Source organism: Campylobacter showae CC57C, from assembly GCF_000344295.2.
Classification (GTDB): Bacteria; Campylobacterota; Campylobacteria; order Campylobacterales; family Campylobacteraceae; genus Campylobacter_A; species Campylobacter_A showae_B.
Genome location: NZ_AOTD01000003.1, coordinates 1 through 17,691 on the forward strand (window position 1 = coordinate 1; position 17,691 = coordinate 17,691).

Sequence of the window (17,691 nt, forward strand, 5' to 3'; positions counted from 1 at the left end):
TTTTTTTTGCAATCATACAATTGATTATTTGTTTGGAGGAAATTTAAACTATGGCAAAAAACAAAGGCGATACAGGAAGCATAGTCACGTACGATCCGTATCTGCAAACCTCTTATGCTTTTTCTAATAATAAAATTTTTCCAACGGAATTAAGCAAAGCTAATAAAAATAGCTTTTTTATATCGTATGTCAAATATAAAGATATCACGGTAGGAAGCGTGGAAATTCCGATATCAACAGAAGAAGACGACACATCAAACCTAATAACTATAAAAGCTTATGAGCAGTTTAACCTAGATCCAGCAACTGAATACAAGATAGTGTACAATGAGGTTCCAAATATCTCATCAGAAACTAAAATTTTTAATGTATTCATATCTGACGTTTTATCTACAGATAAATTATACTCTTTGGCGATAAAAAAGATACCATATATAGACTACATAGTTCCTGCTCCATTAGCATTTGATGCATTATACAAAAAGAACATACTTTCCGCTCAAGATACGGAAGCCTTTATAGTAATACAAGAGGATGATGCTTTTATAGCAGCTTACTACAACGGAGAGTACATTCAGTCAAGACCGCTTAGGTATTCTATAAAAAATATTAGCGAAAAATTTGCTACTTTGAGCGGAGATAAATTAAACGATAGTGCGTTTTTAAATATACTTAAACACGGAACAAATACGCCTGATGATAAAAATAAAAATTTCATAACAGAAATTTTTGATGAGATAGCCTATTATATAGGCGATATCGTAAATAGTCTTAGCAGGTTTAATGGGTCAAGTATTTCAAGCATATATATAGTAGCCGATGCAACAATGGGTAATTTTGCAGAATTTATGCAAGAAAAACTAAATATACCTACTAAAAATCTTGAACTAAATATCGCTATAAACTCAAAAGAAATAGAGATAAGCAACATCCATAATATTATGGTGGTTAATGCACAATACTATAAAGAGACCCAGGAAAATGATTTTAACTTCTCAAATTTCTTGCGTCCGTTGCCATTATTTCAACGCAGTAGTGGCAAACTTGTGTCATATGTATTGGTTGGTCTACTGCTAGGATTGCTACATCCGCTATATCTGTATGTGTCAGGAATAATAACCGATATAGATACTGCGGATAAAAAGAGCGAGTATGAAATCAACAATGCAGATAAAATAAGAATAGAAGCAGCTTTGGCAGCTGCCGATCAACAAATTTCAGAAACATCAAAACTGATTGAAGCCGAAAAAGAAAGAATTGATTTTAGAAAAAATACTATTAGTGAAATTTATGACAAAAAAGTTAATTATCCTATGAAAGGTATCGTGCTATTTGAACTTAGTAATCTGATAAACAATAAAGATATACAGACTGCAAAAATTAATAACTCAGACAGAAACATGACAGTTACGTTAGTCAGCAAAGATGAAAAGAAATTAACGGAGCTTATACAAAACGTAAGCAATTCTGAAAGATATTCCATATTAACGAGAGAAATTTTACTCGATAAAAATTATGGAGCGCCATCATATGAAACAAATGTCACTATAAAGATTAAATAATGAAAAAAGATAATACACTTGTAAAAATCGATAACTATTTCGACGGAAAAAAGCCAAGCGAAGTTACATTGATGTTGATTATGGCGCTTATACTATCTGGCGTTATTGCATATTATACTGTTATACAATACGCAGAGGACTATTATGACAACTCAATGTTAACCAATAGTCAAACGACAGATGAGTTAAATAAAGTAAATGCTTATCTAGATAGCGTAAGTCAAAATAATGATAGAAACAATGATAGAAATTTTAAAATAAATCAAAAGCAAAATGAGCTAAAACAAAGGCAAAACGAACTTGCTGATGCCAAAAGCATGAATCAGTATTTTGACAATAAGCTTCGAGAATTGTCATATCTAATTTTTAATGAGCAAAGCTGGGCCGATTTCTTAGATAGTTTGGCTCTTTTAGCAAATAAAAATAATGTAAAAATAACAAAAATCGTAAATACCTTTAAAGAGCCTAATGCGCAAAAAATAGAGCAAATACTTGACATTAATGTTTCAGTCGATGGTAATTATAAAGATATCATAGGTTACATCAATGCTATTGAAGAATCAAAACTAGTAGTAGACGTCAATGGAATAGATATAAATTCTACTGATGGCAAATTAAAAGGAAATATGGGAATTTATATATGGGGGATGAAATATCAATGAAAAATAGAGTGTTATTTTTTATATTAATGCTTTGCTCTGTATCTTTAGCTAACAATTCTCAAGCAGAAATGGAACACTATGATCAGCTTTTTAGTGCAATCAATGAACAACGAAAGGGCCTAAGCGAATCAGAGCTAAAAAGCCTCTCTGATCCTTTTTTAAAAATTAAAACCACAAATCGTGACAACAATGGATCTTTGGATGAAACATTTGATCTGCAAGCTATTTTTAATAACAAAGCTAAAATAAACGGCAAGTGGTATCAAGCAAAGGATAATGTTGGCGAGTATGAGCTTGCAAGCATTAAGTCCAAGAGTGTTACATTAATAAATAAAGATGAAAAAATCGATTTAAATTTAACAAAAGGGGCAAATAAAAATGTCGTTATCAAAATTAAATAGAATTTTTACCATATCCATTATAACTGCTTTGTCGCTAACTACAGCAAATGCCAATAGTTGCGAAAAAAGGGTTTTTAACCTTAAAATCAATGAGCAAGTTTCCGTTCAAGAGATTTTAACACAACTGTCAGATATGTGTCATTTTAGTGTCGTCACAAAAGATCAATTCGCCAAAGATGCTATAAGCGAACCGCTTTTTGGAATCAATATAAAAGACAAAACATTAAATGAAATTTTTAGCCTTTTACTATCTGAAAAAGATATGAATTATACTTTTTCTCAAGATATATTAAAAATTTCATCCCTCCAGACTAAAACCTTTAAGATTGACTACATAACATCCGTTAGGGAAGGAACAGCCATCACAAAAGCTTCGGTTGATTCAGCTCCTATAGAGGTTGGCGATGAACAAAATGATAATGAAGGTTCAGAAGATATTACGAAGGGTGGCGGCAAACTAGATAACGTAATAAGAACTGTTGAAAAATTTGATTTTTGGGAAAAGCTAGATACTGAAATTAAAGCAATACTAAATAATACAACAGAGAGCATAGTTGCGCCGGATCCAATTATTAATGCGAATGCAGGTCTTGTTACTGTAACGGGTACCGCAGCTCAGCTAAGAAGAGTATCTGACTATATTAAAGATGTGCAAGAAAGACTAAAAAAGCAAGTTATAATAGATGTTACGATTGTATCTGTTGAATTGGGAAATAATTATACAAAAGGAATTGATTGGAGCAAATTTAATGTTGGTTTTAAAACCGGCCTCGCAACAGGTGGCCCACTTGCTGGACAAACAGGCGGCGGAACGCTTACGTGGTCCAATAGAGGAAATAGTTTTAATGCCGGCTTTAGTCAGTCACTAAATTTAATGGCTGGATTTAACTTCAATCTAGATGGTGTTATAAATTTTTTAGAAACAAATGGAAAAACAAAGGTTGTCTCAAGTCCTAAAATCACAACTTTAAATAATCAGCAAGCTCTTATTTCAGTAGGTGATAACGTAAACTACCGTGTTCAGGAAGAAAGCCAAAGCAATAACGCCCTGAATGGCAGAACCACTATAACCTATAAACAATATTCTGTTTTTATAGGAATATTGCTAAATATTTTGCCAGAAGTTTCAGATGATAATAAAATTATGTTACGTATCAACCCATCTCTTAGTAGCTTCAAGTACAATGAAGATGACGTAAGACAAAGTACAGCAATAAGAGAAATTGCGCCTGATACTATACAAAAGAAACTTTCTACAGTTGTTCAGGTAAATAGCGGTGACACTATAGTTTTAGGTGGACTGATAGCCCAATCAAAAGGTAAGGAAAACTCTAAAGTTCCACTACTGGGCGATATTCCAGTGCTTGGACATGCATTTAAAAGCACAAAAGACAACATTAAAACAACAGAGCTTGTGTTCATAATAACGCCAAGAATAGTAGATGTGTCAAATGCCACCCCAATCAATCAATCTCTTAAAGATTTAGGTTTCTCGAGGTCAATATATGAACAATAAATATACTACTCTTAAAAATATATTTATTGATATCGCACAAGAAAATGATTATATAAATTTGGATAAATCCATTATCGCATATAAAAAGATTTTGGATTTATTGCAAAAGCCGGCAAAATTGATTTTATTTTACGGCAAACCCGGTTGTGGAAAAACATTTTTACTAAAAAAAATCGTCAGCGATCTCAAAGATCACGACGATATTTTATTTTTTCCGTACCCATTTTTTAATGAATCAGAATTTGTAAAATCATTATATGAAGGGATTTTTAAAAAAGAGTCTCAAGAAAAAATCGAAACTTATGAGCAGTTTATAAAAATATATGAGGCTAAAGTCGAAGATAGCCAAGAAAAAAACCCAATAATAGTTATTCTTGACGAGTCGCAACTTTATCCTGAAATTTTGCTAGAAAAAATTCGCATAATGTCCGATAGCGGTCTTTTTAAATTTTTATTTGCTACACACGAAAATGTCGATAAGGATGTACTGTCAAGGGATTATTTCAAATCAAGAGTATGGGAAAGTATAGAAATGGGCCCTGTTGACACAGAGGAGATGAAAGTTTATCTAGAAAATAAACTTCAAAATAGCCAATTTTTCTATATATTTTTAAAATTTACCGAAGAGCAATTTAGACTTTTAAATGAATTAAGTCGTGGAAATTTAAGGATGCTAAACAAACTTATGTTTAATATTTTTGAACTCTACGAATATTTTGATGCAAATCAACCAACAATAATAGGCGGTGACAAAATGGTAACTAAAATTTTAGAGATGGCGGCCATCAAATCGGAGCTTATAGATGCTTGAAACATATGAGATATTGGAGTTAGAAAGGCGATGGAGAGCCTACGACAAAAAAAGAAAAGAGTTTAAGTTTTCAGATAAAAAGAACTACATATACGCCATTTCAGCTGTTTTGGCTATATCAGTTTCCGTATCTTCGCTTACTTTTTACTTACTAAAGGACTCACTGGTAAACAATGTTAGTAGCACAACAATTAGTAAAGATATCAAGGAAAGCAATAAAGATACCATCAGACAGTCTGAAAATATTGAACCTGAGCAAAAAATAGATCCAAGCAACAATACTTTGTTAAATTCTGATAATTTTGGCGGAACCGAAAATCTATCAAATACACAAAGCAATAGCGTCGCAAACGAAGATGCCTCAGACAATATCAATACTGAAATTCAACAGCACGGTTGGGTAAATGCAAACGATATACCACAAGATATACAGCCGGCACCGGTAGACAATATGCGTAAAAGCATTGGTGGCAGACAAGTTGCAGTAAAAACACCAACAGAAGAAATGATAAATTTTGATTCTGAAAAGCCTATTGTTGCAAAAGGCATGAGCAGCTCTCAAAATCTAAATAAATTCCAAATTCAATCTTCCGGCTCAGATGTTTCAGTTGATGAACTAACGGCTAAATTTGAAAAGTCAAATAGTTCTGATATTGCAGTGCTGATTGCAAGAAGATACTATGATATCAAAGACTATAAAAATAGTGAAAAATGGGCACTAATAGCAAATGAACTTGATAGCAACAATGAAGAGAGCTGGATAATATTTGCGAAGTCGAAATATAATCTAAAACAAAAAGATGATGCAATAAGCGTTCTTAGGATTTACAATGATAAAGCAAATTCTGCAAATATTGAAGACCTTATGAGACAAATAGAGGACGATACTGCTCTGTAACGAGCGATCGTCCTATCAAATACTAGTGGATATTTAAGGCATTAAGGTAGTAATCTTAGTCTACGTGTTCCCATATATTAAATTAAAAAGGTATTTTTTGTGAAAAAAATTTATGAAATATTTTTAACTGATATTTTAAAAAACAAATTAATAACACAAGCGCAATATTCAAATATAGAGACCGCATTAAGAGAAAAAAAAGATTTTGAATCAATTTTTCACAAAGAAGCGCCAAATTTACAAAATGATTCTATATATGATATACTTGGCGAACTTTACAAAAGACAACGCATTACGATCGACGATATCATAGAAAATTTTGCCGTAAATTTAAAAGATTTTTTAAAATCAGTAGCAACCAAATTTAAGCTTGAGTATACCGATCTAGACAACATTGATATAGATTACAAGCTTTGTGAAAAAGTACCGCTAAATCAATTAAAAGCATACGAAGCACTACCGATAAAAGAAGATGAAATTGCCGTATATGTTGCATTTAAAAATCCTTTTGATATGTCTGGGCAAGATAGGCTTCAGGCCATATTTAATAGGAAACTACTAAAGCCAGTTATCGCAGATCCGTCAAAAATTGACAAATATCTAAGTAAAGTTGAACTAAACGATAGCGTTAAAGGCATAGTAGCAGAGATCAGAAAAGAACTATCCTCAACAACTGTAATAGGCGGTAACGCAAACGAAAATAGCTCAGGTATACTAAAATTGATTGAAGTTATTTTGCGAACTTCGATAGTAAGTCGCGCAAGCGATATACATATTGAAGCTACAGCTACAAACTGTGTCGTGCGAGGCAGAATCGACGGCATGCTAGCTGAGCTTTTTATTTTCGATAAGGACCTTTTCCCACCTCTAGTATCGCGCATGAAGCTACTATCAAATATGGATATAGCCGAGCGTAGAAAACCTCAAGATGGACGTTTCTCAGCTCAAGTAGCCGGCAAAGAGTATGATTTTCGTATTTCAACCTTGCCGATACTACACGGCGAAAGCATAGTTTTGCGTATTTTGGATAAATCAAAAGTTCTAATTAGTCTTGAAAATCTAGGTATGCATCCAAATACTTTTGATAAATTTAATAAAGCAATGAAAGCTCCTTACGGTATTATATTAGTTACCGGACCAACCGGCTCCGGTAAAACAACCACTCTTTACGCTGCATTAAACGATATAAAAAGCGTTGAGACAAAAATAATAACCGTAGAAGATCCGGTAGAGTATCAGCTAAATATGATCCAGCAAGTCCATGTTAATGAAAAAGTAGGACTTACTTTTGCGTCGGCTCTTCGCTCTATTTTAAGACAAGACCCGGATATCATAATGATAGGCGAGATCAGAGACCAGGAAACGCTTCGTATAGCCATTCAGGCCGCACTTACAGGACACTTAGTATTTTCAACGCTTCACACAAACGATGCAATAAGCGCCGTAACAAGAATCGCCGATATGGGGATCGAGCCGTATTTAATTAGCGGCGCATTGGTGGCGATAGAAGCTCAAAGGCTTGTTAGAAAGCTATGTCCAAACTGCAAACAAAAAACAGTTTTACCATCAAATTTACAAGAGCAGTTTAAGGACTTTTTGCCGCAAGACTATCAGTTTTATAAACATGTCGGCTGCGATCAATGCTCGCAAACCGGCTATGTTGGACGAGAAATGATAAGTGAAGTTTTGCCAATAAGCGATAAGATCGCGGCAATGATAGCAAACGGAACCACAAAAGAAGAAATAAAAAAAGTAGCCCTTGAAGAGCATTTTATAGATATGTTTAAGGATGGTGTCATAAGGGCCGCAAGAGGTGTTACAACAATAGATGAAGTATTTAGGGTAGCTAAAGTATGAAATTTTTTGAAGTTGAATATATGGCTAATGGTCGTCGCCAGAAGATGACGTTAAAAGCAAACAACAGAAGCGAAGCGCAGGCTATAGCAAAAAATAAAAATGCTGGCGTAATAGTAAAAGTCGGGGAAACAAAAAGCGTTCCATTAGAAGAACAATTTGCCGATCTAATGAGTAAAGTGTCAACTTTTATCGGCGGTTCTAAAATAAAAATCAATAACCTAATTGCTGCTTTTAGACAGCTAAGCGTTATGACTAATGCCGGAATTTCAATCCATGATAGTATCAAAGAAGTATCTAAATCTACGGAAGACAAGAGACTTAAGGCTATATTTGCAACCTTAAACGACGACCTTAACCAAGGTCAAAGCCTGACCGATGCTATAACCAAATTTAAGGGTGAGCTCGGTGACGTAGTTGTAGCCATGGTGAAACTTGGCGAAAGCACAGGTAATATGTCCGAGTCGCTACATAAACTATCTGAAATTTTACAAGAAGTTTGGGAAAACCAGAGAAAATTTAAAAAAGCCCTCAGGTATCCGATTATAGTAATGTCTGCGATGGCTATAGCTTTTGTCATTTTGATGTTATTTGTCGTTCCTCAGTTTAGAGAAATTTTTGAGCAGCTTGGAGCTAAACTGCCTGTTCCTACGATTATTCTTCTCTCTATTGAGAGCGCATTAAGTAATTACGGCCTATACATATTAGCCGGTTTTATAGCCACAATATATATCATAAAATATTTCTATAGAACAAACCATGATTTTAAATACAAATTTGATAAATTTCTACTAAAAGTCTATTTGATTAATAAAATAATATTCTATTCGACCATGAATAGGTTTAACCTTATTTTTACAGAGCTTGTAAGAGCCGGTATTCCTATCGCCGATGCTCTTGAAACGGCGACTTTAACGGTAGAAAACCAAGATATACACGACAAGCTCGCTACGATCAAGATCGCAGTTTCAAGAGGCGTATCCTTGACGGAAGCCTTTAGGGACACTCAGCTTTACGAGAGCATGCTTATTCAGATGCTAAGCGCCGGTGAAAAAGGCGGTGCGATAGATGCGATGCTTGAAAAGATAACCGATTATTACAAGGCTAAATTTAGCGACCTAGTCGATAACATCTCAAGTTACGTCGAACCGATCATGCTTTTATTTATGGCTGGTATGGTTATACTTTTAGCGCTTGGTATTTTTATGCCTATGTGGGATCTTGGAAATGCCGTCCAAGGGCGACAATAAATAGGAATTTAAGGAAATAAATGCAAAACAGTTTAGTTGAGCGTCAAGTTAGCGCCGATGCATTTTTGGTTTCAAAAACAGACACAAAGGGTAAAATAACCTATTGTAATATCCCGTTTACCCAAATAGTCGGAGCAAAAGGCAATGAGCTTATCGGAAAGCCGCACAATATCGTAAGGCATCCCGATATGCCGCGCATTATTTTTAAAATTTTGTGGGAACACGTGAAAAACAAAAAAGAGGTTTTTGCCTACGTTAAAAACAAAAGCTTTGACGGTTCATTTTACTGGGTATTTGCAAACGTGACGGCTTCGCTTGATCAAAACGGCAACACTATCGGTTATTATTCCGTCAGACGTAAACCAAATCCTAAAGCCTTAGAAATCATTATTCCGCTTTACAAGCAACTACTAGAGGCCGAAAAGAGCGGCGGCATAGAGGCGTCGTCAAGACTGCTTGAAAGTGTTTTAAAAGAAAAAAATAAAAGCTATGATGAGCTGATGAATAATTTACAAAGATTATAGTAGAGAAGATATGTTTTTTAAAAAAGAAAAAGTAAGTTACGACGAAATTTTAAACGTAATCGAGCAAGCCAGAAACGGCTTTTTGGAACCTAGGATTTTAAAAGTCGATCAAAATTCGCAAATCGGTAAAATAGCCATCGGCATAAACGACTTGCTCGATCAAGTCGAAGCCCTGCAAAGAGAGATGAATACTTGCGTAAAATCTGCCGAAAGCGGGATACCTTATAGAAATATTTTCACAGATGGTTTTCGCGGTCTTTTTAGAACCAACGCCATATCCATGAGCGAGGGCGTCGAGGGTATAAAAGCCGGGCAAAAAGGTAAAACCAGAGGCATACTCTCCGAAAAATTTAGCGAGCTTGGCAACGGAAACGACGGTATTTTAGAAGTACAAAACGATCTCAATCAAAGCATTAAAAATTTAACCCAAATTTCAACCATGGCGCAAGATACTTCGGTAAAGGCCAACGAAAGCATGTCGGCCGTAAGTGAACTTAGCCAAAATATGGGCAACCTAGAGCACCTTATCACAGAGTCTACCGAAGCTATTAAAAATTTAACCCACAGAACCGAGGAAATCTCATCGGTCGTAAATTTGATCAAAGATATCGCAGAACAGACAAATTTGCTCGCTCTTAACGCAGCTATAGAAGCGGCGCGCGCCGGCGAGCACGGACGAGGCTTTGCCGTAGTCGCCGATGAAGTGCGAAAGCTTGCCGAAAATACGCAAAAAGCTACAAGCGAAATCGGCATAAATATCCAAACTCTGCAACAACAAACAAACGACCTAAACGACAACTCCAATAAAATCACACAAATAGCGCAAGTAGCAAACGTGAGCGTGTCTAAATTTAGAGATGCTGTGAATGTATTTAGCCAAGGTGCGACGCAAAGTGCAAAAATCTCAAAATACGTCGAAAACAAAACCATCGGCATCATCGGCAAGATCAACCGAGTGACATATCTACAGACCGCATACGGAAACGTTATTAACGAAAGAGGCGATGACGAAAATATGAAAAAACAAACGCAAAATTTAAACGCATGGTACGAGAGCGCAGCGGCATATTTTGCAAATTCAAAAAGCTTCGAGAAGGCAAGCGTCCCGGCAAAACAAATAAGCGATCTAGTAAAAGCTAACCTAGACGACTCAAAAAACGGCTACAACATGAACGATATCCAAAAATTCGTCGATAGATTCGCCAAGGTCAAACAAGCAAGCGGCGAGATATTTAAGATAATAGACGCGACGATAGAAGAAAGCGTAAAGTAACGTTATACGAAATTTGAGCTAAAAACATTTGGCTCAAATTTCGCTCTTTTGCATTACCTTAAACCTAAAATCCATTCTATAAAATTTTGCCAAAACCCATTTTTGAAAGCTTTGCATCGTCAAAAACTCTAGAGCAAATTTGCACCCTCTATAAACACAATTGGCTTCGGCAAAATTTATACTAGGTATCGCAAACTTAGCAAATTTACTCCACGCCAATCACAAGCCGCATGTTGCAAGCTCTCCAAATTTGACCGAAACACAGCAATCATTTGCCGTATCGCTTCAAATTTCACAAAGGGAAATCTACTTAAAGCCAGCCTGCCCTCACCTCAAATTTGACCAAATCCCAAAGCAAATTCGGTCAAATTTAAATGTAAATTTAGCCTAGCAACCTCTTTGCGCACTCGCTTATGCTCTTGCCGTCGCTTCTAGCGCCTATTTTTTCTTTCGCAGCTTTCATTACGGTGCCGATATTTGCGCCCTCGCCTAGTCCGGTGATGATCGCTTTTATCTCGGCCTCCAGCTCGTCTGCGCTTAGTTGCTTTGGCAAATAGCCGTTTATGATATCGATCTCTTTTTGTTCGTTTTGAGCCAGATCATCCCTGCCGCCGTTTTTATACTGTTCGATAGAGTCCATGCGGCGTTTTATCTGGGTTTGCAGGATCGGCAGTACCTTTTCGTCGGTCATTTCGGTGCGTTCATCGACTTCGACTTGTTTGATGACCGAGTTTATGAGCCTTAGCGTGTCGCGGCGAAAGTTATCTTTTTCTTTCATCGCAGTCTTGATGTCCTCTAAAATTTGCTCTCTAATCGTCATTTTTTCTCCTTTAAATTTAAGTAGGCAAATTATAACGAAGCTAAAATTTAAAGCTAATAAAACCGCCTAAATTTGGCTTGCTTAAGAAAAATATAGTTATAATTAGCCATTCATTTTTAAAAGGACTTGCTTGAGAAGCGACAATCTCTTTGCATTTGCGATCTTTATAATTACCGCGTTTGGATTTTTCGTTTGGGGCTATCAGTACATCCCGACTCATCACTTTTTGCTTTTCAGTATCGCTAGTATTTTCGGTATCTTTATGGCGTTTAACATCGGCGGCAACGATGTCGCAAACTCCTTTGGCACGAGCGTAGGCGCCAAGACCGTCACTATAAAGCAAGCCTTAGTCATAGCCGCTATTTTCGAGCTTAGCGGCGCGATATTTGCCGGCGGAGAGGTAACCAAAACCATCCGCGAGGGCATCGTGAGCTTCCCGCAGGAGGGCACGGAGCCGATGCTTTTCGTGCTGATTATGATGTCGGCGCTTTTGAGCTCGGGTATTTGGCTGCTTATCGCGTCTAAAAAGGGTCTACCTATCTCTACGACGCACTCGATCGTAGGCGGTATCGTCGGCGCCGGGCTTACGATGGGCTTTACGACAATGGGCGGAGATAAAGCGCTAGCCATGGTTTCCTGGGGTGAGATAGGCAGGATCGCCGTTAGCTGGGTCATCTCGCCGCTATTAGGAGGCATCCTTTCTTACTTCATTTACGGCTACATAAAATCTAAGATTTTGATCCCGACTCGCAAATTTACCCTAGAGCTAAAGGTACTAAAACGCGAACGTAAAGCCTATAAAGAGCGCTATTTGCAAGAGCTAAAAACAAAACCCGAAAGCGAGCAGATAAGGATACTAAGCAAGATCGCGATCCTTGACGAGGACGACGTCGAAAGCGGCGAACGCAGCGAATACAAGCTCGCCATCAAAGCCATGAAAGAGCGCGAAAAAGAGATCGACACGTCAAAAGCCATGCGCAAACACATCCCTATGGTGGCCGGCATCGGCGCGATCATCATCTCCTCGATGATGCTGTTTAAAGGCCTAGCACACCTAAATCTCGACATCGGATTCATCGGCACGATCTGGATCATCTGCGTCATCGGCATAGTCACCTATCTCGCCACGCTTGCGATGATAAACGTCATGAAAAAAGATAACGCAGAAAAGAGCACGAACCGCATTTTCTCGTGGTTTCAGATATTTACGGCCTCCTCGTTTGCATTCTCTCACGGCGCTAACGACATCGCAAACGCCGTAGGGCCATTTGCCGCGATCCTAGATGTGCTAAAAACAGGTTCCATAAACGCCACCGCTCCGGTGCCGGGCATTGCGATGGTGACGTTTGGCATCTCGCTTGTTGTCGGACTTTGGTTTCTAGGCAAAGAGGTTATAACCACGATCGGCAGCAAACTAGCCGAGATCCTACCGACAACCGGATTTAGCGCAGAGCTAGCCGCTAGTACCATTATCCTGCTAGCTACCAAGCTAGGCATCCCCGTCTCCTCGACGCACATCCTCATCGGTGCGGTGCTTGGTATCGGCATCCTAAACCGCGACGCAAACTGGAAAATGGTCAAACCTATCGTGCTTGCATGGGTCATCACTCTACCGATCGCGGGCGGCTCGGCAGCGCTAATCTATATGCTTCTTAAGACTGTGCTAGGTCTTTAAATTTGACTCTTGCGAGCTACGGGCTCGTCTGATTTGTCGTTTCGTCAAATTTAACGCTCAAAATCTATATGTAGAAAATAGCCGGCAAAACTTGTAAACTAGGCAAAATTTAGCGGTAACTTAAGTAGATTTTAGAAGTCAGAGCTAGCGGCATGAGGTAAACATAAAAGCAAATTTACTCGTTACTTATCAGCGAGAGGTTTCTACAGCCGATCTCATCGCCCATCTCGCAGCCCATTTTATAAAATTTCTTTGCCGCTTCCAAGTCGGCGGTTTTGACCCCTAGCGAAAACTGATGCATACCGCCTAGATTTGAGCAGCTTTGCGCGTGTTCTAGCTGCAAGCACGACTTTTCGTACAGTCTACGCGCCGCGGCAAAATCATGCTCCGTGCCGCGTCCGAGGCGATAGAAGTTAGCCTCATTATAGCAACCGTATTTGTTTCCGAGCTTACAAGACTTCGCAAATATCGTCAAGATCTCTCGCTCCTCTTTGCTTTTTAACTTTTGGTGTAGCGAGCCTAGATTTGAGCAAGCGATACCCTCGTTATCGTCGCAGGCCTTTTGATAGCAGAGTTTTGCGCGCTCGTAGTCTTTGTCGTTTTCAAATTTCACGCCCGTGTTGTTGCATTCTTTTGGGGTTTTATCGTCGCAGATGTGCTTTATTTCGGCATTTGTGATAGGCATTGGGGTGCCAGGGTTTGCCTTTTTTTGTGCGGCACAACCGCTAGCAAACGCCGCAACCAGCGTAAAGATGATAACGTGCGAGATAGCTTGAAAAATAGCGCGTTTCAAAATTTAGCCTTAAGAAAAATTTGCCTTAATCTTACCTTACGTTCGCAAAAATAATGCTTAAAATAAACTTTAAAAACTCAATTACAATCAAACATAGCCGAGTTTGTAACAAATTTATTGCTCATTAAAAGAACATTTCTAGCACGTTAAGACAAATTTACGCTTAATTTTACATCTAAATTTGGCGCCTATCGTCATTCGTAAATTTACAAATTTAATACCGACAAAAAGCGCCAAATTTATAGATCAGATTGCCGCGCTCGTAAATCAAGTCGCATGGCAAAATCCAAAAATCACTTAGAAACTATACGTAAAGCCTAGATTAAACGTTCTCGGGTCGCCGTAGACCATCTTGTTGTTTCCGATGCCCTCGAAGTATTTTTTATTAAACACGTTGTCGATATTTAGCTGGATGTCGAAATTTTTGCTTATCTTGTAGCCAAACATCAAATTTGCCAACGTGTAGGCCTTTTGCGTAATTTCGTTTGCGCCGCTACCGACGTAAATTTTACTTTTATACTGCACTCCCGCGCCCGCTCTAAAGTCCGCTATAGAGTATTTGGTAAAGAGATTTGCCGTAGTGCGCGAGCTTTCGGTGTCAAATTTCTTGCCGTCTGCGTCCTTGGCGTTAAAGTGAGTAAGCCCAAGACCCAGGCTTAAGTTTTGATTTATCTCGCCGTTTACGTCCACCTCAAAGCCCTTGCTCGTCACGCCTTTTTTAGCTTCGTACGCATCGGTCGTAGTGCCTGGGATCTTTTGTCCGGTTTTTGCGCCTAGCTTATCTTGAACGACCTTAAATACGCCAAATGAAGCCGAAAGCGCGCCGTCAAAATAATCCCCCTTTATACCGAGCTCATAGTCTTTGCCTTGGATAGGATCTAGATATTTGCCCTCTATATCTTTTACGGTTTGAGGCTTAAAGATACTCGTGTAGCTAGCATAAAGAGTGTGATTTTCGCCGATATCGTACGTTATGCCTAGATACGGCGTGATTTCTTGAGTGAAATTTCTATTTCCGTTGCCGCCTGTTATGCGGTACTTATAGTAGCTCATCTGGCTCCTAGCAAAAACTTTAACTCGTCCGTGATAGAAAATTTATTAGCCAAATATACGGCCTTTTGCACAGTTTTATCGGCATTGTTTTGATCGGCGTAAGGTAGCTTTGGGTCGTCTAGGTGCAGGTTTTTAAAGTCTATCCTAGTGCGCGCCGCATAGGCTAGGCCCGCCGGAGTCGTGCGGCTATTCCAGTAGCTACTGACGTTGTCGGAGCTTTTTTTATAGTTGTTATACATAGCCCCGAAAACCGCCTCGTGAGGCAAGCCAAACGCTTCGTACGGCAGGTTTACGTAAGCGTCTACGTTATGGATATTTTCTTCGCGTTTATTTGCATAGACGCTAAGTCCGCTAACATCGCCCGTACCGTCTAAATTTACCTTACCGCCGTAGTATAGTAGATTTGAGTCCGTATTTGCTCGGCGGAAGGAGTAGGAGAGATTTAGGCTGGCTTCGTTTTCAAAATAGTGCCTAAAATCGGCATAAATGTCAAAAGTCTTGATATCCCACCTAGTCCAAGGCTGCGAGAAAATTTCGTTTTTACCAAACTCGCGCCTAACGTCGTTTTTGTAAAACGCGGGCATTCCTCCCCAGCGTACGCCGTGACGCTTTAGCTCCTGATAAAACGCGCCCAGGCTAAGCCACGAACTATCCATGATATCAGCATCCACTACGCCGTAGATAGCGGTATTTTTACGGTTATAGTAGTCCATATACGAGCGAGACTTCTCGTGCATAAAAGACGCTCTAGCCCGCACGCTGCCGTCAGCAGTCACCGGAGTCTGCACGTCGCCAGATACGCCGTATCTATCGTAAGAGCCCGCGCTTAGTTTAAAATTTCCCGTCAATTCTTTTGAATTTGCTCTTTTTCGGATGAAATTTAAGCTAGCCGCCGGATTGCCGGCACCCGCTAGCAGGCCGTTTGCGCCCTTTACGACTTCGACGCGCTCATAGGGCAACATGCTCATATCGTTTGCGCCTAGGCTAAATCCGCCGAAGCTAGGCATCGAATCAAGCAAATAATAATCTATCTTAAAGCCTCTTGCCGTAGGATATACGCGCTCGTCCCACTTGCTAAGCGTGACGCCGGGGATATTTCGCAAAAGCACCTGATAGTCGTTGATATTTTGATCCTTTAGCCTAGCCTCGGTGATGACGGTTAGCGACTGAGGCGTTTGGCGCGAAGTGAGGTCTAGCCTCGTGGTACTTTTTACAAGCTCTTTGGCGTTGTATTTGACGTCGTCGCGCCTTTGTTCGCTAGTTACCTCGACGGCCTGAAGCGTCTCTTTGCCCGCTGCGTTCTCGCCGTTTTGGGCGGCTAAAATTTGAACGGACGCGAGCAAATTTATAGCCGCAACCGAAAACAAAATTTTATTTTTCATCTTTTTCTCCTTTTAAAATTTGATCTTTTTATCCATAAATAAATGCCCGAAACGCTAAGCGCTAACGGTGCCAAGCCGCATAAAAACCAGAAAAACTTAGTCGCGGCGTTATAGTCGCCGTAGTGAGCTCGCCTAAACGTCGATAAAAATTTATCCGTTTTGCTTGCTAGCTCGATATCTTTTACATCGATTAAATTTGCGCTATTTTTATCGTAAGAAACGGTGCTTGAGTACTGGCTATGAAGGAAACCTTGACTCGGTTTTTGCCCGTAAAGCGTGATATTTGCGCCATCATAAAACGGAAAACTAACGTAATGCGTCTCAAATCCGGGCATATCCGAGGCCGCTCTTTGCACGAGAGTGTCGATAGAGATATTTTTATCGTAAATTTGCGGACCGATTACGAATTTAGAATTATCAAAGGGCGGCATAAACATAAACCTAAGCTCCCACCAAGCCCCGCTAAGCGCGACTGCAAAGATAACAGGCGTAGAAAAAACGCCGATAAATTTGTGCGAATCGCTCATAAAAACCACCATTCTCGCAAACCGAAGACGCAGCAAATTCGCCCAAAAGTTCCGGTAAACGATAAAGCCGCTGATCGAAACAATAAAAGCAAAAATCGCCGTCAGACCAAGCAAAATTTGACCGCTTTTTTCAAGAAGCAAATTTTCGTGAAGCTCGGTTATAACGCCGATAAATCCGCTATCGTGCGGCACGAGGTCACTTTTTATCTCTCCGCTAAAAGCGTCCAGATACACGCACGCCCACTCTTTTTCACCCACTCCGTGCTTTAACAGCCAAATTTTGTCCGTTTTTTTGGGGTCTACGTCGATATTCCAGCCTACGATCTCGTGATGCGGATACTCTTTTTCTATTTTTTCTCTTAGCTCGTCAAATTTTAATCTACTTTTTTGCTCGTTTTCATCGCTATTTTTTGCAACGTATATGGCGCCTGGCATTAATAAATTATTTATCTCGTCTTTATAAACCAAAACCGAGCCTGTAAAACAAGCGACGACTAAAGGAATGCAAAATATCAGCGAAGCGTAAGTGTGAATCTTGTACATAATCTTTTTGTCAAGTATTTTCACGTTAAAAATTTGCCCTTTTAAAATTTACTTTAAATCGGCGCGGATTCTAGCATTTTAAAAATTAATAATTTCTAAAACCATTATCAAAAATATGGCTAGCAATTAGTAGGAAAAAATACTTTG

General features: G+C 38.9%; 14 protein-coding genes and 1 pseudogene. 11 read left to right on the forward strand and 4 right to left on the reverse strand.

The annotated features are described in order from the left end of the window. Positions 1–50: 50 nt before the first annotated feature. The 10 genes from H740_RS00010 (at position 51) to H740_RS00055 (ending at position 10,751) form a co-directional block, all read left to right on the forward strand. Positions 51–1,562: a hypothetical protein gene (locus H740_RS00010; RefSeq protein ID WP_002950118.1), complete on the forward strand. Its 1,512-nt coding sequence runs from the start codon at positions 51–53 to the stop codon at positions 1,560–1,562. Continuing rightward, positions 1,562–2,224: a type 4a pilus biogenesis protein PilO gene (gene pilO / locus H740_RS00015; RefSeq protein ID WP_002950119.1), complete on the forward strand. Its 663-nt coding sequence runs from the start codon at positions 1,562–1,564 to the stop codon at positions 2,222–2,224. The genes H740_RS00010 and pilO overlap by 1 nt, the downstream gene beginning before the upstream one ends. Next, complete coding sequence (locus tag H740_RS00020) at positions 2,221–2,625, forward strand: hypothetical protein (protein ID WP_034956710.1); 405 nt, start codon at positions 2,221–2,223, stop codon at positions 2,623–2,625. The genes pilO and H740_RS00020 overlap by 4 nt, the downstream gene beginning before the upstream one ends. Beyond that, positions 2,603–4,141, forward strand: coding sequence for a pilus (MSHA type) biogenesis protein MshL (gene mshL / locus H740_RS00025; RefSeq protein WP_002950126.1), 1,539 nt, complete (start codon positions 2,603–2,605; stop codon positions 4,139–4,141). The genes H740_RS00020 and mshL overlap by 23 nt, the downstream gene beginning before the upstream one ends. Then, on the forward strand, positions 4,131–4,952 hold the full coding sequence (locus tag H740_RS00030; RefSeq protein ID WP_002950129.1) for an ATP-binding protein: 822 nt from the start codon (positions 4,131–4,133) through the stop codon (positions 4,950–4,952). The genes mshL and H740_RS00030 overlap by 11 nt, the downstream gene beginning before the upstream one ends. Beyond that, positions 4,945–5,850, forward strand: coding sequence for a hypothetical protein (locus H740_RS00035; RefSeq protein ID WP_002950132.1), 906 nt, complete (start codon positions 4,945–4,947; stop codon positions 5,848–5,850). Before H740_RS00030 ends, H740_RS00035 begins: the two co-directional genes overlap by 8 nt. A gap of 99 nt (positions 5,851–5,949) precedes the next feature. After that, positions 5,950–7,707 (forward strand): GspE/PulE family protein, encoded by a 1,758-nt coding sequence (locus H740_RS00040; protein WP_002950134.1) that lies wholly within the window; start codon positions 5,950–5,952, stop codon positions 7,705–7,707. Further along, positions 7,704–8,954, forward strand: a complete 1,251-nt coding sequence (locus H740_RS00045) for a type II secretion system F family protein (RefSeq protein WP_002950135.1) — start codon at positions 7,704–7,706, stop codon at positions 8,952–8,954. The genes H740_RS00040 and H740_RS00045 overlap by 4 nt, the downstream gene beginning before the upstream one ends. A 20-nt stretch (positions 8,955–8,974) precedes the next feature. Beyond that, a complete protein-coding gene (locus H740_RS00050; protein ID WP_002950136.1) occupies positions 8,975–9,478 on the forward strand; it encodes a PAS domain-containing protein in 504 nt (167 codons plus the stop codon). Between the two features lie 10 nt (positions 9,479–9,488). Then, positions 9,489–10,751, forward strand: coding sequence for a methyl-accepting chemotaxis protein (locus tag H740_RS00055; RefSeq protein WP_002950137.1), 1,263 nt, complete (start codon positions 9,489–9,491; stop codon positions 10,749–10,751). A gap of 382 nt (positions 10,752–11,133) precedes the next feature. Here H740_RS00055 and H740_RS00065 read toward each other — a convergent pair whose 3' ends face one another. Then, entirely contained in the window at positions 11,134–11,571 is a 438-nt protein-coding gene (locus tag H740_RS00065) for a GatB/YqeY domain-containing protein (RefSeq protein WP_002950140.1), read from the reverse strand. Between the two features lie 130 nt (positions 11,572–11,701). Between H740_RS00065 and H740_RS00070 the strand changes: the two genes are divergently transcribed. Beyond that, positions 11,702–13,246: an inorganic phosphate transporter gene (locus tag H740_RS00070; RefSeq protein ID WP_002950142.1), complete on the forward strand. Its 1,545-nt coding sequence runs from the start codon at positions 11,702–11,704 to the stop codon at positions 13,244–13,246. Between the two features lie 175 nt (positions 13,247–13,421). Here the strand turns inward: H740_RS00070 and H740_RS00075 are convergent, their stop codons facing one another. From H740_RS00075 to H740_RS00085, 3 genes and pseudogenes are all read right to left on the reverse strand, one after another. Then, the gene (locus H740_RS00075) at positions 13,422–14,039 is read right to left on the reverse strand and encodes a tetratricopeptide repeat protein (RefSeq protein ID WP_002950148.1); all 618 of its coding nucleotides are present in this window, start codon (positions 14,037–14,039) and stop codon (positions 13,422–13,424) included. Between the two features lie 297 nt (positions 14,040–14,336). Further along, positions 14,337–16,474 (reverse strand): annotated as a pseudogene (locus H740_RS00080) (TonB-dependent siderophore receptor). Beyond that, positions 16,471–17,568 carry a PepSY-associated TM helix domain-containing protein gene (locus H740_RS00085; protein WP_197273041.1) on the reverse strand — a complete coding sequence of 366 codons (1,098 nt, stop codon included), beginning with the start codon at positions 17,566–17,568 and terminating at the stop codon, positions 16,471–16,473. The pseudogene H740_RS00080 and the gene H740_RS00085 overlap by 4 nt, the downstream one beginning before the upstream one ends. Between the last annotated feature and the right edge of the window lie 123 nt (positions 17,569–17,691).